Source organism: Ramlibacter sp. (assembly GCF_036676645.1).
Lineage (GTDB): Bacteria > Pseudomonadota > Gammaproteobacteria > Burkholderiales > Burkholderiaceae_C > Ramlibacter.
On sequence record NZ_JAKFCM010000099.1, the window covers coordinates 50,405 to 74,859 of the forward strand.

Genomic DNA, 24,455 nt, shown 5'->3' on the forward strand with positions numbered 1-24,455 from the left:
CCCTACTCACGGTGGTACGGGTGCCCGGCATTGACGGACCAGGCCCGATACAGCTGCTCGACCAGCAGCACCCGCACCATCGCATGCGGCAGGGTCAGGTCCGACAGGCGGATGCGCTCATGGGCGGCGGCCCGGAAGTCGGGGGCCAGGCCGTCCGGCCCTCCGATCACCAGCGCGACGTCGGCCGCGTCGAGTTGCCAGCCTTTCAGCCGGGCCGCCAGTGCCTGGGTCGAGAGCGCCGTCCCCCGCTCGTCGAGCGCCACCACGCGGGCCCCGCGCGGGATCGCCGCCGCGATGCGATCGCGCTCGGCGGCCTGCAGCTGGTCCACGTTGCGCAAGCCGCGCGGCTCGGCCTTGACGGCCTTCAGCTCCACGCGCAATTCAGGCGGAAAGCGCTTGGCGTAGTCGTCCCAGGCCGCGGCCGCCCAGTCGGGCACGCGCTGGCCCACGGCGACCACCAGCAGCCTCATGCCTTGCGGGCGGGCGACCGGGCAGCCGACTTGCGGGCGGGAGTCTTGCCGGCCGCCTTGCGCGGCGTGGCGGATGCGGACTTGGCCGCGGACCGCGTGGGCGCCTTTGCGGGCGTGGCCCGGCCAGTTGCCGTCTTGCCGGCGGCGGACCGGGCGGAAGCCGGTTGCGGCGCCGCCTTCCCTGCTGCTGCTGCAGCCCTGGCGCCAGCCGGCCTGGCCGTGGCCTTCTTCGCCGGTGCAGCCTTGCCGTCGAGCTTGGCGGCCTGCGCCGCACCCGCCCTGGCGGCGCTGCTGCGCCTGAGGCTCGCCGGCGCAGCCGCCTCCTTGCGCGGCGCCGGTGCCGCCGCGGCCGGCTTGGGCGCGCCCAGCCTCAGCCGCACCGGCTTCTCGCCCCAGATCTCCTCGAGGTGGTAGTAGTTGCGGATGGCCGGCTGCATGATGTGGGCGACGGCGGGTCCGCAGTCGACGATGATCCACTCGCCGTTTTCCTCCCCCTCCACCCGCGGCTTGGGAAAGCCGGCCTCGCGCACCGCATCGCGCACGCTGGCGGCCAGTGCCTTGGTCTGCCGGTTGGAGGTGCCCGAAGCCACGATCACCCGCTCGAAGAGTGGCGAGAGGTGCTCGGTGTCGAAGACCAGGATGTCCTGACCCTTCACGTCTTCCAGGCCATCGACGATGGCACGCTGGAGCCGCTGGGTGTCCTTCTTGGCGCTGCTGGCTTGGGTCATCAGGTCCTGGAGTAGAGGTGGTGCCGGGCAATATAACTTGCGACGCCCGCCGGAACCAGCTGGGCGATGTCCTGCCCGGCCTGCACGCGCGCGCGGATCTGCGTGGCGCTGACCGGCATGGCCGGAAGCTCGACGGCCACGTGGCGGCCGCCCGGCAGGGTCGAGGCGTCGAACGGCGGCGCATCCGGGTCCGGCCGCGCGCGGGCGGCCACCGCCAGCGTGGCCAGGCGGATGATGTCATCGCTGTTCCGCCAGCTATGCAGGGCCTCGGCCTGGTCGGCGCCGATCACCAGCAGCAGCTCGGCCTGCGGGTGCTCCGCACGCAGCTGCCGCAGCGTGTCGACGGTGTAGGTGGGCCCTGCGCGGCGCAGTTCGCGGTCGTCGACCACGGCCTGCGGCAGCCCGCCGAATGCCTCTCGCGCCATCGCCAGCCGGTGTTCGCCGGCCGACAGGGCGCGCGACTTGTGCCAGGCCTGCCCGGTCGGGAACACCCGCAACTCGTCCAGGCGAAGCTGGTCGATGGCGGCGCGCGCCAGCGCGACGTGCGCGAGGTGCGGCGGATCGAAGGCGCCGCCGAACACGCCCAGGCGGCGGGCAGCCGTGGTCAAACCCACTCCCGCGGCGGCAGGAACCGGGTGTAGAGCTCGGCCTCGGGGCTGCCCGGCTCGGGCTCGTGCCGGTAGGCCCAGCTGCACTGCGGCGGCATGGACAGCAGGATGGACTCGGTGCGCCCGCCCGATTGCAGCCCGAAGTGGGTGCCGCGATCCCAGACCAGGTTGAACTCCACGTAGCGCCCGCGGCGGTACAGCTGGAAGGCGCGCTCGCGCTCGCCATGCGGCGTGTCCTTGCGCCGCTGCAGGATGGGCAGGTACGCATCGAGGAAGGCGTCCCCCACCGAGCGGACCAGCGCGAAGCCGCCGCCGAAGCCGAGGTCCGACACGTCGTCGAAGAAGATGCCGCCGATGCCGCGGGCCTCGTTGCGGTGCTTCAGGAAGAAGTATTCGTCGCACCACTGCTTGTAGCGCGGATAGCGGTCGGCGCCGAACGGCTCCAGCGACTGCCTGCACACGCGATGGAAGTGCACCGCATCCTCCTCGAACCCGTAGCTGGGCGTGAGGTCCATGCCGCCGCCGAACCAGAAGGCCGGCGCCGCGCCGGCAGGGGCCGCGGAGATCATCCGGACGTTCATGTGCACGGTCGGCGCATACGGGTTGCGCGGGTGGAACACGAGCGATACGCCCAGCGCCTCGAACGGAGCCCCGGCCAGGTCGGGGCGATGCTGGGTGGCCGAGGGTGGCAGGCGCGTCCCGCGCACGTGCGAGAAGCCGCAGCCGGCGCGCTCGAGCACCGGACCCTGCTCCAGGATCTTCGTCAGCCCATTGCCCTGCAGCGGCTCGCCGGGCGCCTTCTCCCAGGCATCGGCCAGGAAAGGCGTGCCGTCGATGGCCGTGCAGGCTTCGGTGATGCGCTGCTGCAGGTCGAGCAGGTAGCTGCGGACGGTGTCTATGGCTTGCATCAGGCGTGGGCGGCGCGGTGGCCGATGTCGCGGCGGTACTGGGCGCCCTCGAAGCGGATGCCCTGCACGGCCTGGTAGGCGCGCTGCTGCGCCGCCCGGACGCTGTCGGCCAGCGCCGTGACGCACAGCACCCGGCCGCCGCTGGTGACCAGCCGGCCATCCTTCATCGCAGTGCCGGCGTGGAACACCATGGTGTCGGCGGTCTCGCGCGGCAGGCCGCTGATGGCATCGCCCTTGCGCGGGTCCAGCGGGTAGCCGCCGGCCGCCATCACCACCCCCAGGGCGGTGCGGCGGTCCCATTGCAGATCGACCTGGTCCAGCGTTCCGCCGGTCGCGGCCATCAGCACCTCGTACAGGTCGGACTTCAACCGCATCAGGATGGGCTGTGTCTCGGGGTCGCCCATGCGGCAGTTGAACTCCAGCGTCCTGATCCGCCCTTCCCGGTCGACCATCAGGCCGGCGTACAGGAAGCCGGTGTAGGGAACGCCGTCGGCCGCCATGCCGCGCACCGTGGGCAGGATGACCTCGCGCATCGCGCGCGCATGGACCGCCGGCGTGACCACCGGCGCCGGCGAGTAGGCGCCCATGCCGCCGGTGTTCGGGCCGGCGTCGCCGTCGAGCAGGCGCTTGTGGTCCTGGCTGCTGGCCAGCGGCGTGACGTTGCGGCCATCGCACAGCACGATGAAACTGGCTTCCTCGCCGGTCAGGAACTCCTCGATCACCACCCGGGCGCCGCCCTCGTTGTGGCTCACGCCCAGCCGGTTGTCCAGCAGCATGAAGTCGATCGCCTCGTGCGCTTCGGCGGCGGTCATCGCCACCACCACGCCCTTGCCGGCGGCCAGGCCGTCGGCCTTGACCACGATGGGCGCTCCGGTGCGGTCGACGTACGCATGGGCGGCGGCGGCATCGCTGAACGCCTGGTACGCAGCGGTGGGAATGCCGTGGCGCTGCATGAAGGCCTTGGAGAAGGCTTTCGAGCTTTCCAGCTGCGCCGCCGCTTTCGTGGGCCCGAACACGCGCAGCCCGTGGGCGCGGAATTCGTCGACCACCCCGGCGGCCAGCGGCGCCTCGGGGCCGACCACGGTCAGCGCGATCTTCTGCGCCAGCGCCCAGTCGCGCAGCGCGGCGATGTCGGTGACGGGCACGTTCTCCAGTCGCGGATCGAGCGCCGTGCCGCCGTTGCCGGGCGCCACGTAGACCGCCTGCAGCCGGGGCGACTGCGCCAGCTTCCAGGCCAGCGCGTGCTCGCGGCCGCCGCCGCCGATGACCAGGACTTTCATTCGGAGGGCAGCGACGCGTTGTGGAACACATCCTGCACGTCGTCCAGGTCCTCCAGCATGTCCAGCAGCTTCTGCATGCGGGCGGCGTCCTCGCCGTCGAGCTCGATCGTGTTCTCCGGCCGCAGGGTGACTTCGGCCACCTCCGGCTTCAGCCCGGCGGCTTCCAGCGCCGCCTTGACCGCCTCGAAGTCGGCCGGCGCGGTGAGCACCTCGATGGCGCCGTCCTCCTCGCTGATCACGTCCTCGGCGCCGGCTTCCAGCGCCGCTTCCATGACCTTGTCCTCGCTGGTGCCGGGCGCCAGGATGAGCTGGCCGACGTTGCGGAACTGGAACGCGACCGATCCTTCCGAGCCCAGGTTGCCGCCGCACTTGCTGAACACGTGCCGGACCTCGGCCACGGTGCGGACCTTGTTGTCGGTCATGGTGTCCACGATCACGGCGGCCCCGCCGATGCCGTAGCCCTCGTAGCGGATCTCCTCGTAGCTCACCCCCTCGAGGTTGCCGGTGGCCTTGTCGATGTTGCGCTTGATGGTGTCGGCCGGCATGTTGGCAGCCTTGGCCTTGTCGACCGCCAGCCGCAGGCGCGGGTTGGCGTTGAGGTCACCGCCGCCCTGGCGGGCGGCGACCATGATCTCGCGGATCACCCGGGTCCAGACCCGGCCGCGTTTTTCGTCCTGCCGGCCCTTGCGGTGCTGGATGTTCGCCCATTTGCTGTGTCCGGCCACTTGGCTTCCTTCTTTCGGTCCCCGCAACGCGCGACGCGTTGCTATATTGCTGCAGTCCCCATTCTACTTTTGACCTATGGCCGAACCCTTGATGCTCGCCAAGCACGGCGACACCGAATGCTTCCTGCTGCCGGGCCTGGCCAACCGCCATGGCCTGGTCACCGGGGCCACCGGCACGGGCAAGACCGTGACGCTGCAGACGCTGGCCGAGAGCTTCTCGCGCATCGGCGTGCCGGTGTTCCTGGCGGACGTCAAAGGCGACCTCACCGGCATCAGCCAGGCCGGCGCCATGCCCGCGAAGATGGCCCAGGTGGTGCAGGAGCGCGGCCTGCCCATGCCCGAGCCGGCCGCCTGCCCGGCGACGCTGTGGGACGTGTTCGGCGAGCAGGGGCATCCGGTGCGCGCCACCGTGTCCGACATGGGGCCGCTGCTGCTGGCGCGCATGCTGGACCTGAACGACACCCAGGCCGGCGTGCTCAACATCGTCTTCAGGATCGCCGACGACAACGGCCTGCTGCTGCTGGACCTGAAGGACCTGCGCGCCATGCTGCAGCACGTGGGCGACAACGCGGCGCAGTTCCGCACCGAGTACGGCAACATCAGCGCCGCCAGCGTGGGCGCCATCCAGCGCGGCCTGCTGCAGATCGAGTCGCAGGGCGGCGACCGCTTCTTCGGCGAGCCGATGCTGGACATCGCCGACTTCATGCAGACGGTAGGCGGCAAGGGGGTGGTGAACATCCTCGCGGCCGACAAGCTGCTGAGTTCGCCCCGGCTGTACGCCACCTTCCTGCTGTGGATGCTGTCCGAGCTGTTCGAGACGCTGCCCGAGATCGGCGATCCCGAGAAGCCCAAGCTGGTGTTCTTCTTCGACGAAGCGCACCTCCTGTTCAAGGACGCGCCGGCCGTGCTGGTCGAACGCATCGAACTGGTCGTTCGGCTGGTGCGCTCCAAGGGCGTGGGCGTGTATTTCGTGACGCAGAACCCGATCGACATCCCGGACAGCGTGCTCGCGCAGCTGGGCAACCGGGTCCAGCACGCGCTGCGCGCCTACACCCCGCGCGACCAGAAGGCCGTCCGCGCCACCGCCGAGACCATGCGGCCCAAGCCGGGGCTGGACATCGAGGCCGCGATCACCGAGCTGGCGGTTGGAGAAGCGCTGGTCAGCCTGCTGGACGCGAAGGGCCGGCCCAGCCTCACCGAGCGCGTGTACGTGATCCCGCCGGGCAGCCAGATCGGGCCGATCACGCCGCAGCAGCGCCAGGCGCTGCTCGCCAGCTCGCTGGTGGCCGGCAGCTACGACCAGACGCAGGACCGCGAATCCGCCCACGAGAAGCTCAAGGCCAGGGCCGAACAGGCGCCCTCCCCGGCTTCGTCGGCCGGCGGCGGCGCCACCGACAAGGCCACCGGCAGCGGCATGGGCGGGCTGGGCGACATCCTGTTCGGCTCCACCGGGCCGCGCGGCGGGCGGCGCGAGGGCATGGTGGAAGCCATGGCCAAGTCTGCGGTGCGCACCATGGGCAGCACCGTCGGCCGCGAAATCATCCGCGGCGTGCTGGGCGGCCTGCTGGGCGGCCGCAGACGCTAGAGCTGCGCCGCCGCGCGGCGGATGGCCGCACGCGGCCCACGGCACCGGCAGCGCGGGCTACAGTCGCCTCTTTGAGGAGCCCGCCATGTCGCCCCACAGCCCATCGCCGCGGCACATCCGCCTGACCTCGCACGCCGGTGGCGCCGGCGCCCCCGCCATCCGGTGGGGTGCCGCCAATCCGGCCGAGCGCGGCCCGGTCGTGGGCACCACCAGTTCGCGCACGCACCGCAACGCGATCGGCACCCACAGTGGCTCGTACAGCGTGTACCGCGCACTGGCGGTGGCGGCAGGCGCCCTCTCCCGCGGCCATCGGGCCGACCTCACCAATACCGCGCCCACCGACACGATCGGTCCCTACCCGCAGTGGAGCGATCCGGGCCGCATCGTCAGCCTCGACCCGTGGGGCGCGCGGGTGGCGGAAGTGTTCGCCGAGGAGATCGGCCTGGGCCTGGACATCCGACCCACCATCGCCATCACGAAGGCGCACGTGATCCTGCCGGAGATCATCGAGGCCGTGCACAAGGGCCGCCTGGCGCCCGACGGCCGGCTGCTGCTGCCCACCGGCGCCGCCATGGTCACCAAGGCCGCGGTCGAGCCGGTCTGGCACCTGCCCGGCGTGGCGCGGCGCTTCGGCTGCACCGAGGCCGAACTGCGCCGCGTGCTGTTCGAGGAAACCGGCGGCATGTACCCGGAACTGGTCACGCGCGGCGACCTGGACGTGTTCCTGCCCCCCATCGGCGGGCAGACCCTCTACATCTTCGGCAACCCGCGCGACCTGGCCGACCCGGGGGTGGAACTCACCGCACGGGTGCACGACGAGTGCAACGGCTCCGATGTGTTCGGCTCCGACATCTGCACCTGCCGGCCGTACCTGACGCATGCCATCGAGGAGTGCGTGCGGGGCGCGCAGCCGAAGGAGGCCGGCGGGCGCGGCGGCGTGGGCCTGATCGCCTACTCGCGCAAGGAAGGCCGCGCGCTGGGCGAGGTGACCAAGTTCCTCGTCTACAACGCGCGCAAGCGCCAGCTGGGCGGCGACACCGCCGACCAGTACTTCGCGCGCACCGAGTGCGTGGCCGGCGTGCAGGACATGCGCTTCCAGGAGCTGATGCCCGACGTGCTGCACTGGCTGGGCGTACGCCGCATCCACCGGCTGGTCTCCATGAGCCACATGAAGTTCGACGCCATCACCGGCTCGGGCATCGAGGTGGGGGAGCGCGTGAACATCCCGGACGAGCTGATCCCGGCCGACGCCCGGGTGGAGAGGGACGCCAAGATGGCGGCCGGCTACTTCACCCCCGGCCTCGTGCCCGACGCGCAGCAGCTGAAGGCCACCCGCGGGAGGGGCCTGGAATGAGCGCCGAGAACGAGTTCGTCCAGCAGCGCTCGCAGGCCGAGGTCGCGGCTTCCATCCTGCGTTCCACCGTCACCGTCCGGGAGCGCTGTGGCCAGTTGCTGGACCGCGCGCGGATCGGCCAGTCCGACTGGTTCACCGTCGACGAAGGACGCCTGCGGGCCGCCGCCGCCGAGGTGGCCGCCGTGACGCGCCGGCGCTATCCGAAGCTGCACGTGCCGCTGCACAGCCGCTGGCGCCACCTGGAGGCCGGCGGCGTCGACCGGCGCCGCCAGCTGGAGGAACGGCTCGCGGACGCGCCCGAGGCCACCCGCGCGCGCGCGCTGATCGACCTGACGGTGGTCAGCGTGCTGCTCGATGCCGGGGCCGGCGGCGACTGGCGCTACACGGACCCCTCCGACGGGCGGGCCTATGCCCGCTCCGAAGGACTGGCCGTGGCCAGCTTCCATGCCTTCATGGGCGGCATGTTCTCCAGCGACACGCTGCACCCGCTGCAGGCCGATTCCGAGGGGCTGAGGTCGCTGGTGACCGACCGGCTGGCCCAGGTGCTGCAGGTGAGCGAGGCCAACCCGCTGGTCGGGCTGGAGGGGCGCGCCGTGCTGCTGCGGCGGCTGGGCGAGGCGCTGCGCGAACAGCCCGAGGTATTCGGCGACCCGGGTCGACCGTCCGGCCTGTTCGACTGGTTCATCGGCGCGGAGGGCGGCATCGCCCCTTCCGCCGACCTGGAGGTGCACGACCTGCTGTCGCAGATCCTGCAGACCCTGTCGGGCATCTGGCCGCTGGGCACGAGCATCGGCGGCGTGCCGCTGGGCGACGTCTGGCAGCACCACGCGGTGCGCGGCGACGCGCTCTCCGATGGCTGGGTGCCGTTCCACAAGTTGTCGCAGTGGCTCACCTACTCGCTGCTGGAACCCTTCCACTGGGCAGGGGTCAAGCTGCGCGGCATCGAGAAACTCACCGCCCTGCCCGAGTACCGCAACGGCGGGCTGCTGCTCGACACCGGCGTGCTGCGGCTGCGCGAGCCCGACGCGGCGCACCCGCTCTGGCATCCCGGCGACGAGATCATCGTCGAGTGGCGCGCGCTGACGGTGGCGCTGATCGACGAGCTGGCGGGGCTGGTGCGCTCGGAGTTGTCCTTGCCGGAAGAGCAGATGCCGCTGGCCGCCGTGCTGGAGGGCGGTACCTGGGCTGCCGGCCGCGAACTCGCCCAGCGCGCCCGCAACGGCCAGCCGCCGCTGCTGGTGCACAGCGACGGGACGGTGTTCTGACGCTTCACCACCCGCGCGCGCAGGCCGGGGTCCGGCGCAACGCGCCCGCCGCCTGCCGGCGCGCCCCGCATCGCTATATTCGGCAATCCCCCGAACACGCCTCGCCATGTCCCAAGTCCACCTGATCGACCACCCGCTCGTCCAGCACAAGTTGACCCTGATGCGCAAGAAGGAGGCCAGCACCAACAGCTTCCGGCGCCTGCTGGGCGAGCTGGCTTCGCTGATGGCCTACGAGGTCACGCGCGACATGCCGATGCAGGAGATCGAAGTCGAAACGCCCCTGGAGAAGATGACCGGAAAAGTCATCGACGGCAAGAAGCTGGTGTTCGTGTCCATCCTGCGCGCCGGCAGCGGCATCCTGGACGGCATGCTCAACGTGGTGCCCGGCGCGCGCGTGGGCCACATCGGCCTGTACCGCGACCCCAAGACGCTGGTCGCCGTCGAGTACTACTTCAAGATGCCGCAGGACATGCACGAGCGCGACGTGGTCGTGGTGGACCCCATGCTGGCCACCGGCAACTCCGCCATCGCGGCGGTGGAGCGGCTCAAGGAGCTCAAGCCCCGATCGATCAAGTTCGTCTGCCTGCTGACCTGCCCCGAGGGCGTGCAGGCCATGCAGCGCGCCCACCCGGACGTGCCCATCTACACCGCCGCGATCGACCGCCAGCTCAACGAGCACGGCTACATCCTGCCGGGCCTGGGCGACGCGGGGGACCGCATTTTCGGGACGAAGTGACGAGGCGAGGCCAAGCCGAACCTCGTCGTCCGCCCTCGCGCCGCTCCCCCGCTCGCTGACCCAAGGGAAATTCCGGGGTCGGCCCGGCCGGGATCGGACCCATCCGTGCTTACCATCCCCGAAGCATTCGCCTCCAGGGCGCGGATGCCCGAACCAACAAGCCATCGAAGGAGAACAGTTCATGCAGAAGTCCCGCCGAATCGCCGTGGTCTTCGGTCTCGTGGCGGCGCTGGCCGCCGGCGCAGGCCTGGCGCAGCAGCAGAAGTTCGTCAACGTCCTCACCGGCGGCCAGAGCGGCGTCTATTACCCGCTGGGCGTCGCGCTCTCGCAGATCTATGCCAAGGCGATCCCGAACGCCAAGGCCACCGCGCAGGTGACCAAGGCTTCGGCCGAGAACCTCAACCTGCTGCAGGCCGGCCGCGGCGAACTGGCCTTCACCCTGGCCGACGCCCTGTCCGACGCCTACAAGGGCAACGCCGAGGCCGGCTTCAACACGCCGCTGACCAAGCTGCGCGGCCTCTCGGCCACCTACAACAACTACATCCAGATCGTCGCCAGCGCCGACTCGGGCATCAAGACACTGGCCGACCTGAAGGGCAAGCGGGTCTCGGTGGGCGCCGCCAAGTCCGGCACCGAACTGAACGCGCGCACCATCTTCAAGGCTGCCGGCCTGGACTACAAGGACCTGGCGAAGGTGGAGTACCTGCCGTTCGGCGAGTCGGTCGAGCTGATCAAGAACCGCCAGCTCGACGCCACGCTGCAATCGGCCGGCCTGGGCGTGGCCTCCATCCGCGACCTGGCCTCCTCGCAGCAGATCGTGGTGGTGCCGGTGCCCGCCGATGTGGTGGCCAAGGTGGGCGACGAGGCCTACCAGCCCGCCGTCATTCCGGCCAACACCTATACCGGCCAGGCCAAGGATGTGCCCACTGCGGCCATCCCCAACTTCCTGGTCACCCACTCCGGCGTGTCCGACGACGTCGCCTACCAGATGACCAAGGCGCTGTACGACAACCTCGACACGCTGCACGCGGCCCACAACGCGGCCAAGGCGATCAAGCGCGAGAACGCGGTCAAGGGCATGCCGGTGCCGCTGCACCCGGGCGCGCAGCGGTACTACCGCGAAGTCGGCCTGGTCAAGTAGGGAGCCGCCCCGCCGATGTCCGCCGCCGACGAGCAGCCGCAGGCGCTGCGCGGCGCGATCTTCTGGGTCGCGCTGCTGTTCTCCTCGTTCCAGATCATCACCGCGGCCTTCAGCCCGCTGTCCAGCCAGGTGGTGCGGGCCATCCACGTCGGCTTCGTGCTGCTGATGGTGTTCGCGCTGTACCCGGGCTGGCGCGGCGGCACGGACGGCTGGCGCCCGCTCGGCTGGGCGCTCGGCCTGGCGGGCTTCGCCGCCAGCTTCTACCACTGGATCTTCGAGGCCGACCTCACGCTGCGCGCCGGCGAGCTGAACCGCTGGGACTGGGTGGTGGGCGTGGTCTCGCTGGTGCTGGTGTTCGAGGCCGCGCGGCGCATGATGGGCTGGGCGCTGCCGCTGATCTGCGGCATCTTCCTGGCCTACGGTGCCTTCGGCGAATACCTGCCGGGCCCGCTGGCGCACCGCGGATTCGGGCTCGACCAGATCGTCAGCACGCTCTCGTTCGGCACCGAGGGCATCTACGGCACGCCCACCTACGTGTCGTCCACCTACATCTTCCTGTTCATCCTGTTCGGCGCCTTCCTCGAGCAGGCCGGCATGATCGCCCTGTTCACCGATTTCTCGCTGGGCACCGTGGGCCACACACGCGGCGGGCCGGCCAAGGTGGCGGTGATCTCCTCGGGGCTGATGGGCACGATCAACGGCTCGGGCGTGGCCAACGTGGTGACCACCGGGCAGTTCACCATCCCGCTGATGAAGCGCTTCGGCTACTCCAGCGCCTTCGCCGGCGGCGTGGAAGCCACCTCCAGCATGGGCGGGCAGATCATGCCGCCGGTCATGGGCGCGGTCGCGTTCATCATGGCCGAGACGCTGAACATCCCCTACATCGAGGTCTGCAAGGCCGCCGTCATCCCGGCCCTGCTGTACTTCATCACGGCATTCTGGATGGTTCACCTGGAGGCCGGGCGCAAGTCGCTGCTCGGCCTGGCGAAGGAGGACTGCCCCAACCCCTGGGCCGCAGTGCGGCAGCGCTGGTACCTGCTGCTGCCGCTAGTCGGGCTGGTGGCCCTGCTGTTCTCGGGCTACACGCCGCTGTTCTCGGGCACCGTGGGGCTGGGCCTGACGGTGATCCTGATCTTCGGCGCAGCCGTGCTCACCGGCGTGCGCAGCCTGGGCCTGCGCATGCTGTTCTGGGTGCTGCTGGCCATCGCCTGCGGCGGCTTCTTCCAGTTCGGCGTCGGCACCTTCTTCGTCCTCGCGGCCCTGCTGGTGGCGGCCACCTACGCCCGGCGCACCGGGCAGGACGCGCGCCGCGTGGCCCTGGCGGCGCTCGCCGACGGTGCACGGCATTCGCTGCCGGTGGCGATCGCCTGCGCGCTGGTGGGCGTGATCATCGGCATCATCAACCTCACCGGCGTGGCAGCCGAGATGGGCGGCTATGTCATCGGCCTGGGCGAGAAGAGCCTGCTGCTGGCGCTGGTACTGACCATGCTCACCTGCCTGGTGCTGGGCATGGGCATCCCGACGATACCCAACTACATCATCACCAGCTCGCTGGCCGCGCCGGTGCTGCTCAAGCTGGGCGTGCCGCTGATCGTGTCGCACATGTTCGTCTTCTACTTCGGCATCATGGCCGACCTCACGCCGCCGGTGGCCCTGGCCGCCTTCGCCGCAGCGCCGATCGCGCGCGAGGGCGGCCTGAAGATCGGACTGCATGCGGTACGGATCGCCATCGCCGGGTTCATCGTCCCCTACATGGCCGTCTATGACCCTGCCTTGATGCTGCAGGGCGGCGGGGTGCTGGCGGTGGCCTGGATCGTGTTCAAGGCGCTGGTGGCCATCGGGCTGTGGGGGGCCGGCGCCATCGGCTACCTGTTCGCGCCCCTGAACTGGCTGGAGCGGGCAGCCTGCATCGGTTCGGCCTGCTTCCTGGTGGCGGCTGCACCCTGGACCGACCAGGTCGGCCTGGTGCTCACCGGGCTGATCCTGGCCTGGCATGGGTGGCGGACCCGCGCCGGCCGCACGCGCCCGGTGGGCAGCAGCCGCGCAGCCTGATGTCCGCCGTGCTCGCCGGCGTCTGCCTGGCGCTTGCGGCCTCGACGGCCGACCCGGTGCAGGTGCCGGCCACGCGTTTCACCCTGGCCTGGACCCATTCCATCGAAAAGACGCGCTGGGAGGAGGACTACGCCGTCGAGCGCACGCCGCGAGGCCTGCGCCTGCTCGCACGCGACGCGCGCATCCGTGGCTCGGGTGCCGGCATGGAACCGCCGGCCGGCGCGGTGCTGCGGGATGGCTGGTACGTGTATCGCCCCTCCACGCCGCCGCTGGAAGAGCTGCACCTGACGCGCTCGCCCTTCGCGGCCGACTACGACTGGTGCGTCGATGGCCGCTGCCGCCCACTGCAGGACCTGCTTGCGGCCGATGGCGGCGTCACCCGGCTTTGGCCCTGCGAGATGCCCGCCCAGCCAGGGCGCCTGCGCTAGCAAACTCGGCCTGGACGTGCCGCTCACCCGCTTGCGTGCGCGGCTACAGGCGATCCGCGCGCGCGGCATCGATCCGGCCCACACGCGCAATCCGCGCCGACCTGATCCTGCGCACGACATCGGACTTATTGGCCGTGCTGATGCCGGCGGAGGACCCGCTCCAGGACACGGCGAGTCCACAGCCCCGGGGCTGAGACCTGGCCGACCGGCAGCGCCCGCGCCGCTCAACGTCGTGATCGGCCCAGCCGATCGCACATCCTGCCCGGCGGCCATCACCAAAGGCTCATCCAGGCACCACCAAGCGGAGCCTGGATGGCCGGCCTCAGTGCGGCACGCCTGCTCCCGCGAGCGCTGCCCCGAATGCCCCGTCTCCTGCGACAGGCACCATCAGGCGGTGCGTCGCCCGAGTCGCTGCCACGTAGAACAGCAGGGCCTCGTCCTCGACTTCCATGTTCGCGTATGGCATCCGCCCGACCCCCGAAAGAGCCACGACCGGGAACTCCAATCCCTTGCTGGCATGCATGGTCATCACCTTGACCGAATCGGCCAATGGATCGAAGTCGCTTCGGCTCTTGCGCACCTGGTGCGGCACCCTGCGCGACGCCAGTGACCTGCCGCAACTCTCGACACCGTGCTTGTCGCGACACAGCACGGCCATGTCGCCCCAGGCATGGCCCTCCTGGTGGGCCGCGGTCAACCATTGCGCGAGCGTCGCCGGCTCATCGCGCGGACTGGGCAGGCGCACGACCAGCGCTTCCTGCCCGTCTCGTCCGCAGCTCACCGGCTGCACCAGCGGCACGCCGTCCTCGTCCTGGGCTTCCGGCTGCAGGAATTCGGCGGCAACCAGGTTCGCGGTCCGAAGGATCTGGCGGGTGTTGCGGTAATTGATGCGCAGGATGGTGGTGCGCCCGGCAGCCTGGATACCGACGCTCTTGAAGCTGAACCCCTTGGCCTTGCGCTTCTGGTAGATGTTCTGGGCGCTGTCGTAGAGCACCAGCAGGCTGTTGGTCTGCGGGTCGACCATCTGGACCACCAGCTTGAACCACTCGGGCCGGAAGTCGTGGCCCTCGTCGATCAGCACGGCCTGGTACTGTCCCGAAGGAATCTGGCGGCGCTCGACACCTGGCCCGACGCGCTGTCGATGATTTCCCAATACTGCCGGGTAGCCTTCCTGACGGTCTCCAGCCGCCAATCCTTGGCTTCCAGTATCAGGACACCGCGCCGAGGATGGATGACGACGAAGTCGGGATAGGTCTGCTTCGGTCCGACCGGGACGTCGTACCAGAGCAGGTAGTCGTCGTCCAGCTTCTGTTCGAGCCGCTCCGCCAGCCGCCTTTCACCGGACGTCATGCGCGACACGCACGCGCCCAGTGCGGGTATGAGTACTGCCACTGCCTTGCCTCTCCTTGCTGCGCATCATCGAAGATGTGTGCAGTTGTGACAAGGCGGATCCCCCCATGGGCAACACCGGTAAGCGAGAGGCCGCCTGTTGCGGCCTCAATGCCGGTCCGCGAACGGCAGGTAGCGCAGCATCTTCGGCGGCACCTCGCGCCCGGTGGCGGCACGGGCGACGGCGAGGGTGCCGAGCACCGAGCCGGCCAGCCGCACGGCCAACGAGCGGTGGCGGCGCGTCGCCAGCCAGGTGGCGATGCCGGCCGCGAGCACCAGCCAGTGCTCGCCGGTGAAGCCGGAGCGGTTCTCGTCATAGCGCTTCCAGCGCTGCAGCAGGGTGTCGTTCACGTGGGTTCCGATCGGTTGGAAGTCGCGGGCATCCTAGTGCGCGGGATGCGCGCCGCGCGTCATCGAATGCCGACGGCGAAAGCCGGTGACGGGCTGCCCGGGTCAGCGCCGGCGCAGCACCTTGCCGTGCAGCAGCAGATAGGCGCCAAGGCCCATCAGCGTCCAGCCCAGCATGATCAGCCCGAGGTTGGTCTGGCCCTCGTTGGGCACCAGGCCGACGATGAAGCCGCCGAACGCGCCCAGCATTTGCTGCGACACGCCCGCGACCGCAGCGGCCGAGCCGGCGAGCGCGGGGATCAGGCCCACGGTGCCGATCAGCGTGGGCGGCACCAGCAGCCCGTGGCCGACACCCAGCAGCAGCAGGGGCAGCGCGAGGGCCAGCGGATGGCGCACGCCGGCCAGGCCCAGGCCCACGACGATCAACAGGCCGGCGATGGTCAGCGCCTGGCCCCACCCCACGATGAAAGCGTCGCTGCTGCGGTGGGCCAGGCGGGTGGTGATCAGGTTGCCGAAGATGTAGGCGACGGGAATGACGCCGATGTACCAGCCGAGCTGTTCGGGCGGAACGCCGTAGGCCTTGAGCACCAGCGGCGTGCCGCCCAGGAAGGTGTAGAAGGTCGCCGCCGCCGAGGAGAGCAGCATCACATGGAGCAGGAACGCCGGCTGGCGCGCCAGTTCGACATAGCCGGCAAGCAGCTGGCGCAGCGCACCGGTCGACGTTCCGGCTTGCGGCGCACGGCCGGGCAGGCCGCGCCAGGCCGCGACCATCAACACCAGCGCCAGCAGGACGAGCAGCACGAAGTTGGCCTGCCAGCCGACCTGCACGTGCAACTGCCCGCCCACCAGCGTGGACAGCGGCGGTACCACGCCCATGCTCATGCCGATGAAGGCCATGGCACGCGTGCGCTCGACGCCTTCGAACAGGTCCTGCACCATGGCGCGGCCGGTGACCATGCCGGCGGCGCTGCCGGCGCCCTGCAGCACGCGGCCGATCGTCAGCACGGTCAGGTCGGGCGCGACCGCCGCAATCAGCGAGCCCACCAGCGCGACCGACAGTCCGATCAGCAGGACCGGCTTGCGGCCCATGCGGTCGGATACCGGGCCGTAGACCAGCTGCATGCCGCCGTAGGCCGCCACGAAGCCGCTGAAGGTGAGCTGCACCGCCGCCTGGCTGGCGCCGAACGTCGCCGGCCAGTCCTGCATCGAAGGCAGGCAGATCGTCATGGCGAGCAGACCGAAGGCCAGCTGCGCCACCAGGATGGCCATCAGGACCAGCGGGCTCCTGCGCGGTGCTGCGGCGGCGGTCGTCCGGTCCTGCATCAGCTGTTCACCTGGGCCCACACCTTCTCCATCCGCTTGACGCTCACCGGCTGCGGCGTGCGCAGTTCCTGGGCGAACAGGCTGACGCGCAGCTCCTCCAGCAGCCAGCGGAAATCCTGCATGCGCTCGTCGACCTGGCCCTTGCGCTCGGCCACCAGGCGCCAGTAGCGCTGCTCCTGCGGCTTGATGTCGGCCATGCGGGCGGCGTCGCGGGTCGGGTCGGTCCGCAGCTTGTCCAGGCGCAGCACGATGGCCTTGAGGTAGCGCGGGAGGTGCTGCAGCGCCGGCCAGGGGGTGTCCTGCAGGAAGCGTTTGGGCACCAGGCGCTGCAGCTGCTGCGTGGCGTCGGCGGTGGCATCCGGATGGCCCCGGGTGTCCTTGATCTTGCGGGCGGCCGCGGTGTACTCGGCAAGGATGGCGCCGGCCAGCCGGGCCACCTCGTTGGCGATCAGCGTCAGCCGTCCGCGGCCCTCCTCCGCCCGGCGCCGGAAGGTGGCTTCGTCGCCGGGCAGCGGGTCGAGCAGGAAGGCGCGGTCCAGTGCCACGTCGATGATCTGCCGGCGCAGCTCTTCCTGCGTGCCCAGCGGCATGTAGGCCACGGCCGTCTTCTGCAGGTCGGGAAGGTTCTTCTCCAGGTACCTGAGGGCGTCCTTCAGTTGCAGCGCGAACAGGCGGCGCAAGCCGATGCGGTGCTTCGCGGCAGCGACCTCGGGCTCGTCGAAAACCTCGATGGCGACGGCGTCGCCTTCGTCGACCAGCGCGGGGAAGCCGATCAGGGTGGTGGCGCCCTTGCGCACCTCCATCAGCTCGGGGAGCTCGCCGAAGGACCAGCTGGTGTGGCGGTGGGCCGCGTCGGCCTGTTGGCGGGCGCCCTGAGGGCTGGACCGAGGGGCATTGGCGTGCACCGATTCCCCCCTGCCCTGGCCTGTCCCGCCGGCGGCAGCGGGCGACTGCCCGGCGACGGCAGGAGCGGCGGGCTTCAACCCCGCCAGCGCCTGGAAGGCTCCCCTGGCCTGCACACCCCACTCCGCCTTCAAGGCCCCGAGGTTGCGGCCCATGCCCAGTTGCCGCCCGTGCTCGTCCACCACGCGCACGTTCATGAACAGGTGCGCCGGCACCATGTCCAGCTTGAAGTCGGTGCGCCGGACGTCCAGCGAGGTGCGCTCGCGCACCATCTTCAGCAGCGCATCCAGCAGCGAACCGACGGCCCAGCGCTCGGGGGTGGACAGTTCCGCCGCGAGCTGCGCCGCCGACTCCGGCAGCGGCACGAAACGCGAGCGCGGTTTCTGCGGCAGGCTTTTCAGCAGGGCCTGCAGCTTGTCCTTCAGCATGCCGGGCACCAGCCACTCGGCGCGCTCCTCGCTCACCTGGTTCAGCACGAACAGCGGCACCGTCACCGTCAGGCCGTCGCGCGCGTCGCCCGGCTCGTGCAGGTAGGCGGCCGCGCAGTCCACGCCGCCCAGCCGGATCACCTTGGGGAAGGCGTCGGTGGTGATGCCCGCCGCCTCGTGCCGCATCAGCTCCTCGCGGGTCAGCCGCAGCAGGTTGGGGTTGGCGCGGCCCTGCGTCCGGTACCAGCCCTCGAAGGTGTGGCCGTTGTAGACGTCGGCAGGCAGCTGCTGGTCATAGAAGGCGTAGATCAGCTCCTCGTCCACCAGCACGTCCTGCCGCCGCGACTTGTGCTCCAGCTCCTGCACCTGGCGCACCAGCTTCTGGTTGGCGGCCAGGAACGGCAGCCGGGTGTCCCACTGGCCCGCGACCAGGGCCTCGCGGATGAAGACCTCGCGCGCGCCCTGCTGGTCGACCCGCGCGAAGGGCACGCGGCGGCCGCTGTAGATCACCAGCCCGTACAGCGTGGCGCGCTCCAGCGCCATCACCTCTGCGGCCTTGCGCTCCCAGTGCGGATCCAGCAACTGCTTGCGCAGCAGGTGCCCGGCCACCTCCTCGATCCACTGCGGCTCGATGTTGGCGATGCCGCGGCCGAACAGGCGGGTGGTTTCCACCAGCTCGGCGCAGACGATCCAGCGGCCGGGGCGCTTCTTCAGGTGGGCGCCCGGGTGGCGATGGAACTTGATGCCGCGCGCGCCCAGGTACTCCGACTGCGCCGGCCCGCCGCGCGCGCCGGTGGACGGGTTGGCCGCGCCGTCCTCCATCTTCCAGCCGATGTTGCCCAGCAGGCCGGCCAGCATCGACTTGTGCACCGCCTCGTAGCCGGCTGGCTGCGCATCGAGCCGCCACTTGTGCTCGGCGACGACGGTGTGCAGCTGCGTGTGGATGTCCTTCCACTCGCGCACCCGGCGCACGTTGATGAAGTTCTGGCGCAGCAGGGATTCGTACTGGCGGTTGGAGAGCTTGTGGGCGGGTCCGGCGGCCCCGTCCGCGCCCCCGCCCCGGGCCGCATGGATCCACTCCCACAGGCGCAGGTAGCCGGAGAACTCGCTTTTCTCGTCGTCGAACTTCGCGTGCTGCTGGTCGGCCTGGGCCTGCAGCTCCAGCGGGCGGTCGCGCACGTCCTGCACCGACAGCGCCGAGGCGATCACCAGCACCTCGGCCAGCGCGCCGCGCTCGCGCGCCTCCAGGATCATCCGGCCCACGCGCGGGTCCAGCGGCAGGCGCGCCAGCTCGCTGCCGACCCGGGTCAGCTCGTTGCTGTCGTCCACGGCGCCCAGCTCGCCCAGCAGCTGGTAGCCGTCGGTGATGGCGCGCCGCGGCGGCGGCTCGATGAAGGGGAAGTCCTCCACGTTGCCCAGGTGCAGCGCCTTCATGCGCAGGATCACTCCGGCCAGCGAGGAGCGCAGGATCTCCGGGTCGGTGAAGCGCGGGCGCTTCAGGAAGTCCGGCTCGTCGTACAGGCGGATGCAGATGCCGTTGGCCACCCGGCCGCACCGGCCGGCGCGCTGGTTGGCCGCCGCCTGGCTGACCGGCTCCACCAGCAGCTGCTCCACCTTGCTGCGGTAGCTGTAGCGCTTGACGCGGGCGGTGCCGGCGTCGATCACGTAGCGGATGCCCGGCACCGTGAGCGAGGTCTCGGCCACGTTGGTGGCCAGCACGATGCGGCGCCCGGCGTGGGGTTCGAAGATGCGGTCCTGCTCGGCCTGCGACAGCCGCGAGAACAGCGGCAGTACCTCGGCGTTGCGCGTCAAGGGGCTGTGCGACAGGTGCTTGCGCAGGTGGTCGGCGGCCTCGCGGATCTCGCGCTCGCCGGGCAGGAAGACCAGGATGTCGCCCGCCAGTCCTGGCCCCCACGCGGCGCGCTGCGCGTCGCCGCTGCCCCCCGAGGGGGCCCCGTCCGGCTTGGGGCGGCCCGGCGCCGGACGGCCCTGCCACAGTTCATCGACCGCATCCGCGATGGCCTCGTCCAGCCCGTACTCGCGCGTCTCCTCGAAGGGCCGGTAGCGTTGCTCCACCGGGTACATGCGGCCGGAGACGTAGATCACCGGCGCCTTGCCCTTCGCCGAAGCGAAGTGCTCGGCGAAGCGCTCGGCGTCGATGGTGGCGGAGGTCACCACCACTTTCAGGCCGGGCCGGCGCGGCAGCAGCTGCTTGAGGTAGCCGAGCAGGAAGTCGATGTTCAGGCTGCGTTCGTGCGCCTCGTCGATGATCAGCGTGTCGTACGCCTGCAGCAGCGGGTCGGTCTGGGTCTCGGCCAGCAGGATGCCGTCGGTCATCAGCTTGACCGAGGCGTCGCGCGACAGCCGGTCCTGGAAGCGGACCTTGTAGCCGACCACCTCGCCCAGCGGCGTCTCCAGCTCCTCGGCGATGCGCCGGGCCACGCTGGAGGCGGCGATACGGCGCGGCTGCGTGTGGCCGATCAGCCGGCCCTTCTCGCCCGGTTTCGCATTCAGGCCCCCCCGGCCCATGGCCAGGGCGATCTTGGGCAGCTGCGTCGTCTTGCCCGAACCGGTCTCGCCGCACACGATCACCACCTGGTGCGCAGCCATCGCCCGCGCGATCTCGTCGCGCTTGCCCGACACGGGCAGCGATTCGGGAAAGGTGATGCGGGGGGTGGCTGACAAGGGCAGGCTCTGCGCGCGGCGGCGCAAAGCCCGCAATTATCGGCCGGCGCGTACCGTACACTTTCCCGCTACCCCGCCGCCCGCGCCCCGTCCGCCCCGAGCCGATGTCCACCGTCTTCAATTTCACCTTCGTGCCCTGGTTCCGCTCGGTCGCGCCCTACATCCACATGCACCGCGGCAAGACCTTCGTGGTCGGCATCGCGGGCGAGGCGATCGCGTCGGGCAAGCTGCAGGCGATCGCGCAGGACCTGGCGCTGATCCAGAGCATGGGCGTCAAGCTGGTGCTGGTGCACGGTTTCCGGCCGCAGGTCAACGAACAGCTCAAGGCCAAGGGCCACGCCGCGCGCTACTCGCACGGCATGCGCATCACCGACGGCGTGGCGCTCGACAGCGCCCAGGAGGCCGCCGGCCAGCTGCGCTTCGAGATCGAGGCGGCGTTCAGCCAGGGGCTGCCCAACACCCCGATGGCCGGTGCCACCGTGCGCGTGATCTCCGGCAACTTCATCACGGCCCGCCCGGTCGGCATCGTCGACGGGGTGGACTTCCAGCACACCGGGCTGGTGCGCAAGGTCGACGTGGCCGGCATCCACCGATCGCTCGACCTCGGCGCGCTGGTGCTGATCTCGCCGTTCGGCTTCTCGCTGACCGGGGAAGCGTTCAACCTGAACATGGAGGAAGTCGCCACCAGCGTGGCCATCGCGCTGCAGGCCGACAAGCTGCTGTTCCTCTCCGAGATCCCCGGCATCCGCATCCGTCCCGGCGAGCCGGAGGCCGAGGACAACCCGATCGACACCGAGCTGCCGCTGGCAGCCGCCGAGCAGTTGCTGGCGGCGCTGCCCAATGCGCAGCAGCCCACCGACACCGCGTTCTACCTGCAGCACTGCGTCAAGGCCTGCAAGGCGGGCGTCGAGCGCAGCCACATCCTGCCGTTCGCGGTGGACGGCTCGCTGCTGCTGGAGATCTACGTGCACGACGGCATCGGCACCATGGTGATCGACGAGAAGCTGGAGAGCCTGCGCGAGGCCACCGCCGACGACGTCGGCGGCATCCTGCAGCTGATCGAGCCCTTCGAGCGCGACGGCACCCTGGTGCGCCGCGAGCGCAACGAGATCGAACGCGACATCGCCAACTACAGCCTGATCGAGCACGACGGCGTGATCTTTGCCTGCGCGGCGCTCTACCCCTACCCCGAGGCGCGCACCGGCGAGATGGCGGCGCTGACCGTGTCGCCGCAGAGCCAGGGCCAGGGCGACGGCGAGAAGATCCTCAAGCGCATCGAGCAGCGCGCCCGCGCCATGGGCCTGGAGAGCATCTTCGTGCTCACCACCCGCACCATGCACTGGTTCCTCAAGCGCGGCTTCGTGCAGGTCGAGCCCGACTGGCTGCCGGACGCGCGCAAGCGCAAGTACAACTGGGACCGGCGCTCGATGGTGTTCGTGAAGCGGCTCACCTGAAAAACGCTGTCTTCTCCTAGGCCGCCGCCAGCCGCGGTCCGCGCAGCGAGCGCACGATCAGCCCCAGGAACACCAGCGCGAACGCCACGAAGGCCACGAACGACCAGTTGGCGATGGAGCCGCCCAGGAAGGTCCAGTCGATCTTGGTGCAGTCGCCGCTGCCGCGGAAGATCATGGGCACGGCGCGCTTGAGCGGGAAGGTCTCGATCATCCCGTAGAAGTCGCGCCCGCAGGACACGATCTCGGGCGGGTACCACTGCAGCCAGCTTTGCCGCGCCGCCACGAAGGCGCCGAAGCCGGCCGCCAGCAGGCCCAGCACGCTGCCCGCGATCCAGGCTCCGCGCCGCGGGATGGCGGCCGCCACGCCGGCGCACAGGCCGACGGCAATCAGCGCATAGCGCTGCACGATGCACATCGGACAGGGCTCCAGCCCGACGACGTGCTGCAGGTACAGCGCGAATCCCAGCATGGCGGCACAGGCGGCGAACACCAGGGCCAGGGTGCGGCGCGGCGCCGCGAACAACCAATCGAACACGACTCTTCTCCTGAGCGGGGCGCCGGGCCCCTTGCCTCAGGCCGCGCCTTCCACGAACACCCGGGCCCGGCGCGGCGTCACGACCAGCGTGTCGCCCTCCTTGAAGCCCGACTCCCTGAATTGTTGCGCAGGAATCTGCGCCTCGATCACCGCGTCCTGGCGGACGAGGGTGCCTGCTTGGGTTTCCTCGGACGGCGTTAGTTCCAGCCGCGCGATCGGACCGACCACGATGGCTCGCGTGAGCTCGGCCACGATGCCGCGAGCGCCCGGCACGTAGCGCTGCACGTCCAGGTCGTGCGGCCGCACATAGGCGAACGCCTTGGCGTTCTGGGCGTCGGCGTGCTCGGGCGAAGGCAGCTGCAGCCCCTCCAGGTGCACCTTGCCCTGGTGGGCGCGGCCGTGGAAGGTGTTGACGTCGCCCAGGAAGCCATAGACGAAGGGGCTGGCCGGGTGGTCCCAGACCTCCTGCGGCGAGCCGACCTGCTCGACCTGGCCGGCGTTCATCAGCACCACCCGGTCGGCCACCTCCAGCGCCTCTTCCTGGTCGTGGGTGACGAAGATGCTGGTCACGTGCAGCTCGTCGTGCAGCCGGCGCAGCCAGCGGCGCAGTTCCTTGCGCACCTTGGCGTCCAGCGCGCCGAAGGGCTCGTCCAGCAGCAGCACCTTGGGCTCCACCGCCAGTGCGCGCGCCAGCGCGATGCGTTGGCGCTGGCCGCCCGACAGCTGCGCCGGGAAGCGATCGGCCAGCCAGTCGAGCTGCACCAGTCCCAGCAGCTCGTGCACCTTCTGCCGGATCTGCGCCTCGCCCGGGCGCTGGCTGCGCGGCTTGACGCGCAGGCCGAAGGCCACGTTCTCGAACACGGTCATGTGCCGGAACAGCGCGTAGTGCTGGAACACGAAGCCGACCTGCCGCTCGCGCACGTGCACGTCGGTCGTGTCCTCGCCGGCGAACAGGATGCTGCCCGCGTCGGCCGTTTCCAGCCCGGCGATGATGCGCAGCAGGGTGGTCTTGCCGCAGCCGGACGGGCCCAGCAGCGCGATCAGCTCGCCGGACTCGATGTCCAGCGACACGTCGCGCAGCGCCTGGAAGGCGCCGAACTGCTTGCTGACGTTGCGGATTTCGATGCTCATGGCTTCAGTCTTTCGGGGATCGCTGCGCTGGCCGGTCCGTCCAGGGTGGCCGATGCCACCGTCCTGCCCTTCAGCGCGGAATAGGGTTCGCAAAGTCTCAGGCTCCGGTTGGCCGCTCGGGCGGCAGTTCAGCGGTGGCGGCCATGGCGCGCTCCTGGCGCCACTCGGCCACGCTCTTGATCACCAGCGTGACCAGCGCCAGCAGCGCCAGCAGCGACGCCACCGAGAACGCCGCGACCGACTGGTATTCGTTGTAGAGGATCTCCACGTGCAGCGGCATGGTGTTGGTCTGGCCGCGGATGTGGCCCGACACCACCGAGACCGCCCCGAACTCGCCCATGGCCCGCGCATTGCACAGGATCACGCCGTAGATCAACCCCCACTTGATGTTGGGTAGCGTCACGTGCCAGAAGGTCTGCCAGCCGTTCGCGCCCAGCACGATGGCGGCCTGCTCCTCCTCGTTGCCCTGGGCCTGCATCAGCGGGATCAGTTCGCGGGCGATGAACGGGAAGGTGACGAAGATGGTTGCCAGCACGATGCCGGGCACCGCGAAGATGACCTTGATGCCGTGCGTCTCCAGCCACGGGCCCAGCCAGCCCTGCGCGCCGAACACCAGCACGTAGGTCAGGCCGGCCACCACCGGCGACACGGAGAACGGCAGGTCCACCAGCGTGGTGAGGAAGGCCTTGCCGCGGAATTCGTACTTGGCGATGCACCAGGCGGCCGCGATGCCGAACGCCAGGTTCAGGGGCACGGCGATCGCGGCGGTGATCAGCGTCAGCCGGATCGCAGACCAGGCGGCCGGATCGGCCAGGCCTTCGAGGTAGGCGCCCCAGCCCTTGCGAAGGGCCTCGGTGAAGACGGCCGCGAGCGGCAGCACCAGGAACAGGAACAGGAAGGCCAGCGCGCCGGCGATCAGGGCCCGTCGCACCCAGTTCGCCTCGGTGGTGATGACGCGGCGGTTGGTCAGGGCCGTCAT

At 70.4% G+C, this 24,455-nt stretch carries 20 protein-coding genes and 1 pseudogene; 8 read left to right on the forward strand and 13 right to left on the reverse strand.

From position 1 onward, the window contains the following. Nucleotides 1-2: 2 nt before the first annotated feature. The 6 genes from rlmH to V6M57_RS14900 are packed head-to-tail and all read right to left on the reverse strand — an operon-like array spanning nt 3 to nt 4,719. On the reverse strand, nt 3-470 hold the full coding sequence (gene rlmH / locus V6M57_RS14875) for a 23S rRNA (pseudouridine(1915)-N(3))-methyltransferase RlmH (RefSeq protein WP_332815779.1): 468 nt from the start codon (nt 468-470) through the stop codon (nt 3-5). Next, nucleotides 467-1,198 (reverse strand): ribosome silencing factor, encoded by a 732-nt coding sequence (gene rsfS, locus V6M57_RS14880; protein ID WP_332815780.1) that lies wholly within the window; start codon nt 1,196-1,198, stop codon nt 467-469. The genes rlmH and rsfS overlap by 4 nt, the downstream gene beginning before the upstream one ends. Further along, nucleotides 1,198-1,806, reverse strand: coding sequence for a nicotinate-nucleotide adenylyltransferase (gene nadD, locus V6M57_RS14885; RefSeq protein WP_332815781.1), 609 nt, complete (start codon nt 1,804-1,806; stop codon nt 1,198-1,200). The genes rsfS and nadD overlap by 1 nt, the downstream gene beginning before the upstream one ends. Next, complete coding sequence (hemF, locus tag V6M57_RS14890; protein WP_332815782.1) at nt 1,803-2,714, reverse strand: oxygen-dependent coproporphyrinogen oxidase; 912 nt, start codon at nt 2,712-2,714, stop codon at nt 1,803-1,805. The genes nadD and hemF overlap by 4 nt, the downstream gene beginning before the upstream one ends. Further along, a complete protein-coding gene (gene purD / locus V6M57_RS14895) occupies nt 2,714-3,994 on the reverse strand; it encodes a phosphoribosylamine--glycine ligase (protein ID WP_332815783.1) in 1,281 nt (426 codons plus the stop codon). Before purD ends, hemF begins: the two co-directional genes overlap by 1 nt. Next, complete coding sequence (locus V6M57_RS14900; protein WP_332815784.1) at nt 3,991-4,719, reverse strand: YebC/PmpR family DNA-binding transcriptional regulator; 729 nt, start codon at nt 4,717-4,719, stop codon at nt 3,991-3,993. The genes purD and V6M57_RS14900 overlap by 4 nt, the downstream gene beginning before the upstream one ends. A gap of 76 nt (nt 4,720-4,795) precedes the next feature. Between V6M57_RS14900 and V6M57_RS14905 the strand changes: the two genes are divergently transcribed. From V6M57_RS14905 to V6M57_RS14935, 7 genes are all read left to right on the forward strand, one after another. Then, complete coding sequence (locus tag V6M57_RS14905; protein ID WP_332815785.1) at nt 4,796-6,304, forward strand: helicase HerA-like domain-containing protein; 1,509 nt, start codon at nt 4,796-4,798, stop codon at nt 6,302-6,304. A gap of 85 nt (nt 6,305-6,389) precedes the next feature. Then, nucleotides 6,390-7,658 (forward strand): GTP cyclohydrolase II, encoded by a 1,269-nt coding sequence (locus V6M57_RS14910; RefSeq protein ID WP_332815786.1) that lies wholly within the window; start codon nt 6,390-6,392, stop codon nt 7,656-7,658. Next, nucleotides 7,655-8,923 (forward strand): URC4/urg3 family protein, encoded by a 1,269-nt coding sequence (locus V6M57_RS14915; RefSeq protein WP_332815787.1) that lies wholly within the window; start codon nt 7,655-7,657, stop codon nt 8,921-8,923. Before V6M57_RS14910 ends, V6M57_RS14915 begins: the two co-directional genes overlap by 4 nt. A gap of 106 nt (nt 8,924-9,029) precedes the next feature. Then, nucleotides 9,030-9,659, forward strand: a complete 630-nt coding sequence (gene upp, locus V6M57_RS14920) for a uracil phosphoribosyltransferase (RefSeq protein WP_332815788.1) — start codon at nt 9,030-9,032, stop codon at nt 9,657-9,659. Between the two features lie 181 nt (nt 9,660-9,840). Further along, complete coding sequence (locus V6M57_RS14925) at nt 9,841-10,800, forward strand: TAXI family TRAP transporter solute-binding subunit (RefSeq protein ID WP_332815789.1); 960 nt, start codon at nt 9,841-9,843, stop codon at nt 10,798-10,800. 15 nt (nt 10,801-10,815) lie between these two features. Next, entirely contained in the window at nt 10,816-12,852 is a 2,037-nt protein-coding gene (locus V6M57_RS14930) for a TRAP transporter permease (RefSeq protein WP_332815790.1), read from the forward strand. Continuing rightward, nucleotides 12,852-13,280 (forward strand): DUF1850 domain-containing protein, encoded by a 429-nt coding sequence (locus V6M57_RS14935; protein WP_332815791.1) that lies wholly within the window; start codon nt 12,852-12,854, stop codon nt 13,278-13,280. Before V6M57_RS14930 ends, V6M57_RS14935 begins: the two co-directional genes overlap by 1 nt. A 322-nt stretch (nt 13,281-13,602) precedes the next feature. On the opposite strand, the pseudogene V6M57_RS14940 reads toward V6M57_RS14935, so the two are convergent. The 4 genes and pseudogenes from V6M57_RS14940 to hrpA all read right to left on the reverse strand — a co-directional run bounded on the left by V6M57_RS14940 (nt 13,603) and on the right by hrpA (nt 20,362). Next, nucleotides 13,603-14,672: pseudogene (locus V6M57_RS14940) on the reverse strand (3'-5' exonuclease). 105 nt (nt 14,673-14,777) lie between these two features. After that, the gene (locus tag V6M57_RS14945) at nt 14,778-15,020 is read right to left on the reverse strand and encodes a hypothetical protein (protein WP_332815792.1); all 243 of its coding nucleotides are present in this window, start codon (nt 15,018-15,020) and stop codon (nt 14,778-14,780) included. 102 nt (nt 15,021-15,122) lie between these two features. After that, nucleotides 15,123-16,340: an MFS transporter gene (locus V6M57_RS14950; RefSeq protein WP_332815793.1), complete on the reverse strand. Its 1,218-nt coding sequence runs from the start codon at nt 16,338-16,340 to the stop codon at nt 15,123-15,125. Then, nucleotides 16,340-20,362, reverse strand: coding sequence for an ATP-dependent RNA helicase HrpA (gene hrpA, locus V6M57_RS14955; protein WP_442968835.1), 4,023 nt, complete (start codon nt 20,360-20,362; stop codon nt 16,340-16,342). Before hrpA ends, V6M57_RS14950 begins: the two co-directional genes overlap by 1 nt. Before the next feature lie 98 nt (nt 20,363-20,460). On the opposite strand from hrpA, the gene argA reads away from it, so the two are divergent. Next, the gene (argA, locus tag V6M57_RS14960) at nt 20,461-21,810 is read left to right on the forward strand and encodes an amino-acid N-acetyltransferase (protein WP_332815795.1); all 1,350 of its coding nucleotides are present in this window, start codon (nt 20,461-20,463) and stop codon (nt 21,808-21,810) included. A gap of 16 nt (nt 21,811-21,826) precedes the next feature. Here argA and V6M57_RS14965 read toward each other — a convergent pair whose 3' ends face one another. From V6M57_RS14965 to cysW, 3 genes are all read right to left on the reverse strand, one after another. Beyond that, nucleotides 21,827-22,345 (reverse strand): disulfide bond formation protein B, encoded by a 519-nt coding sequence (locus tag V6M57_RS14965; protein WP_332815796.1) that lies wholly within the window; start codon nt 22,343-22,345, stop codon nt 21,827-21,829. A gap of 36 nt (nt 22,346-22,381) precedes the next feature. After that, nucleotides 22,382-23,476, reverse strand: coding sequence for a sulfate/molybdate ABC transporter ATP-binding protein (locus tag V6M57_RS14970; protein WP_332815797.1), 1,095 nt, complete (start codon nt 23,474-23,476; stop codon nt 22,382-22,384). A gap of 97 nt (nt 23,477-23,573) precedes the next feature. Continuing rightward, nucleotides 23,574-24,455, reverse strand: coding sequence for a sulfate ABC transporter permease subunit CysW (cysW, locus tag V6M57_RS14975; protein WP_332815798.1), 882 nt, complete (start codon nt 24,453-24,455; stop codon nt 23,574-23,576).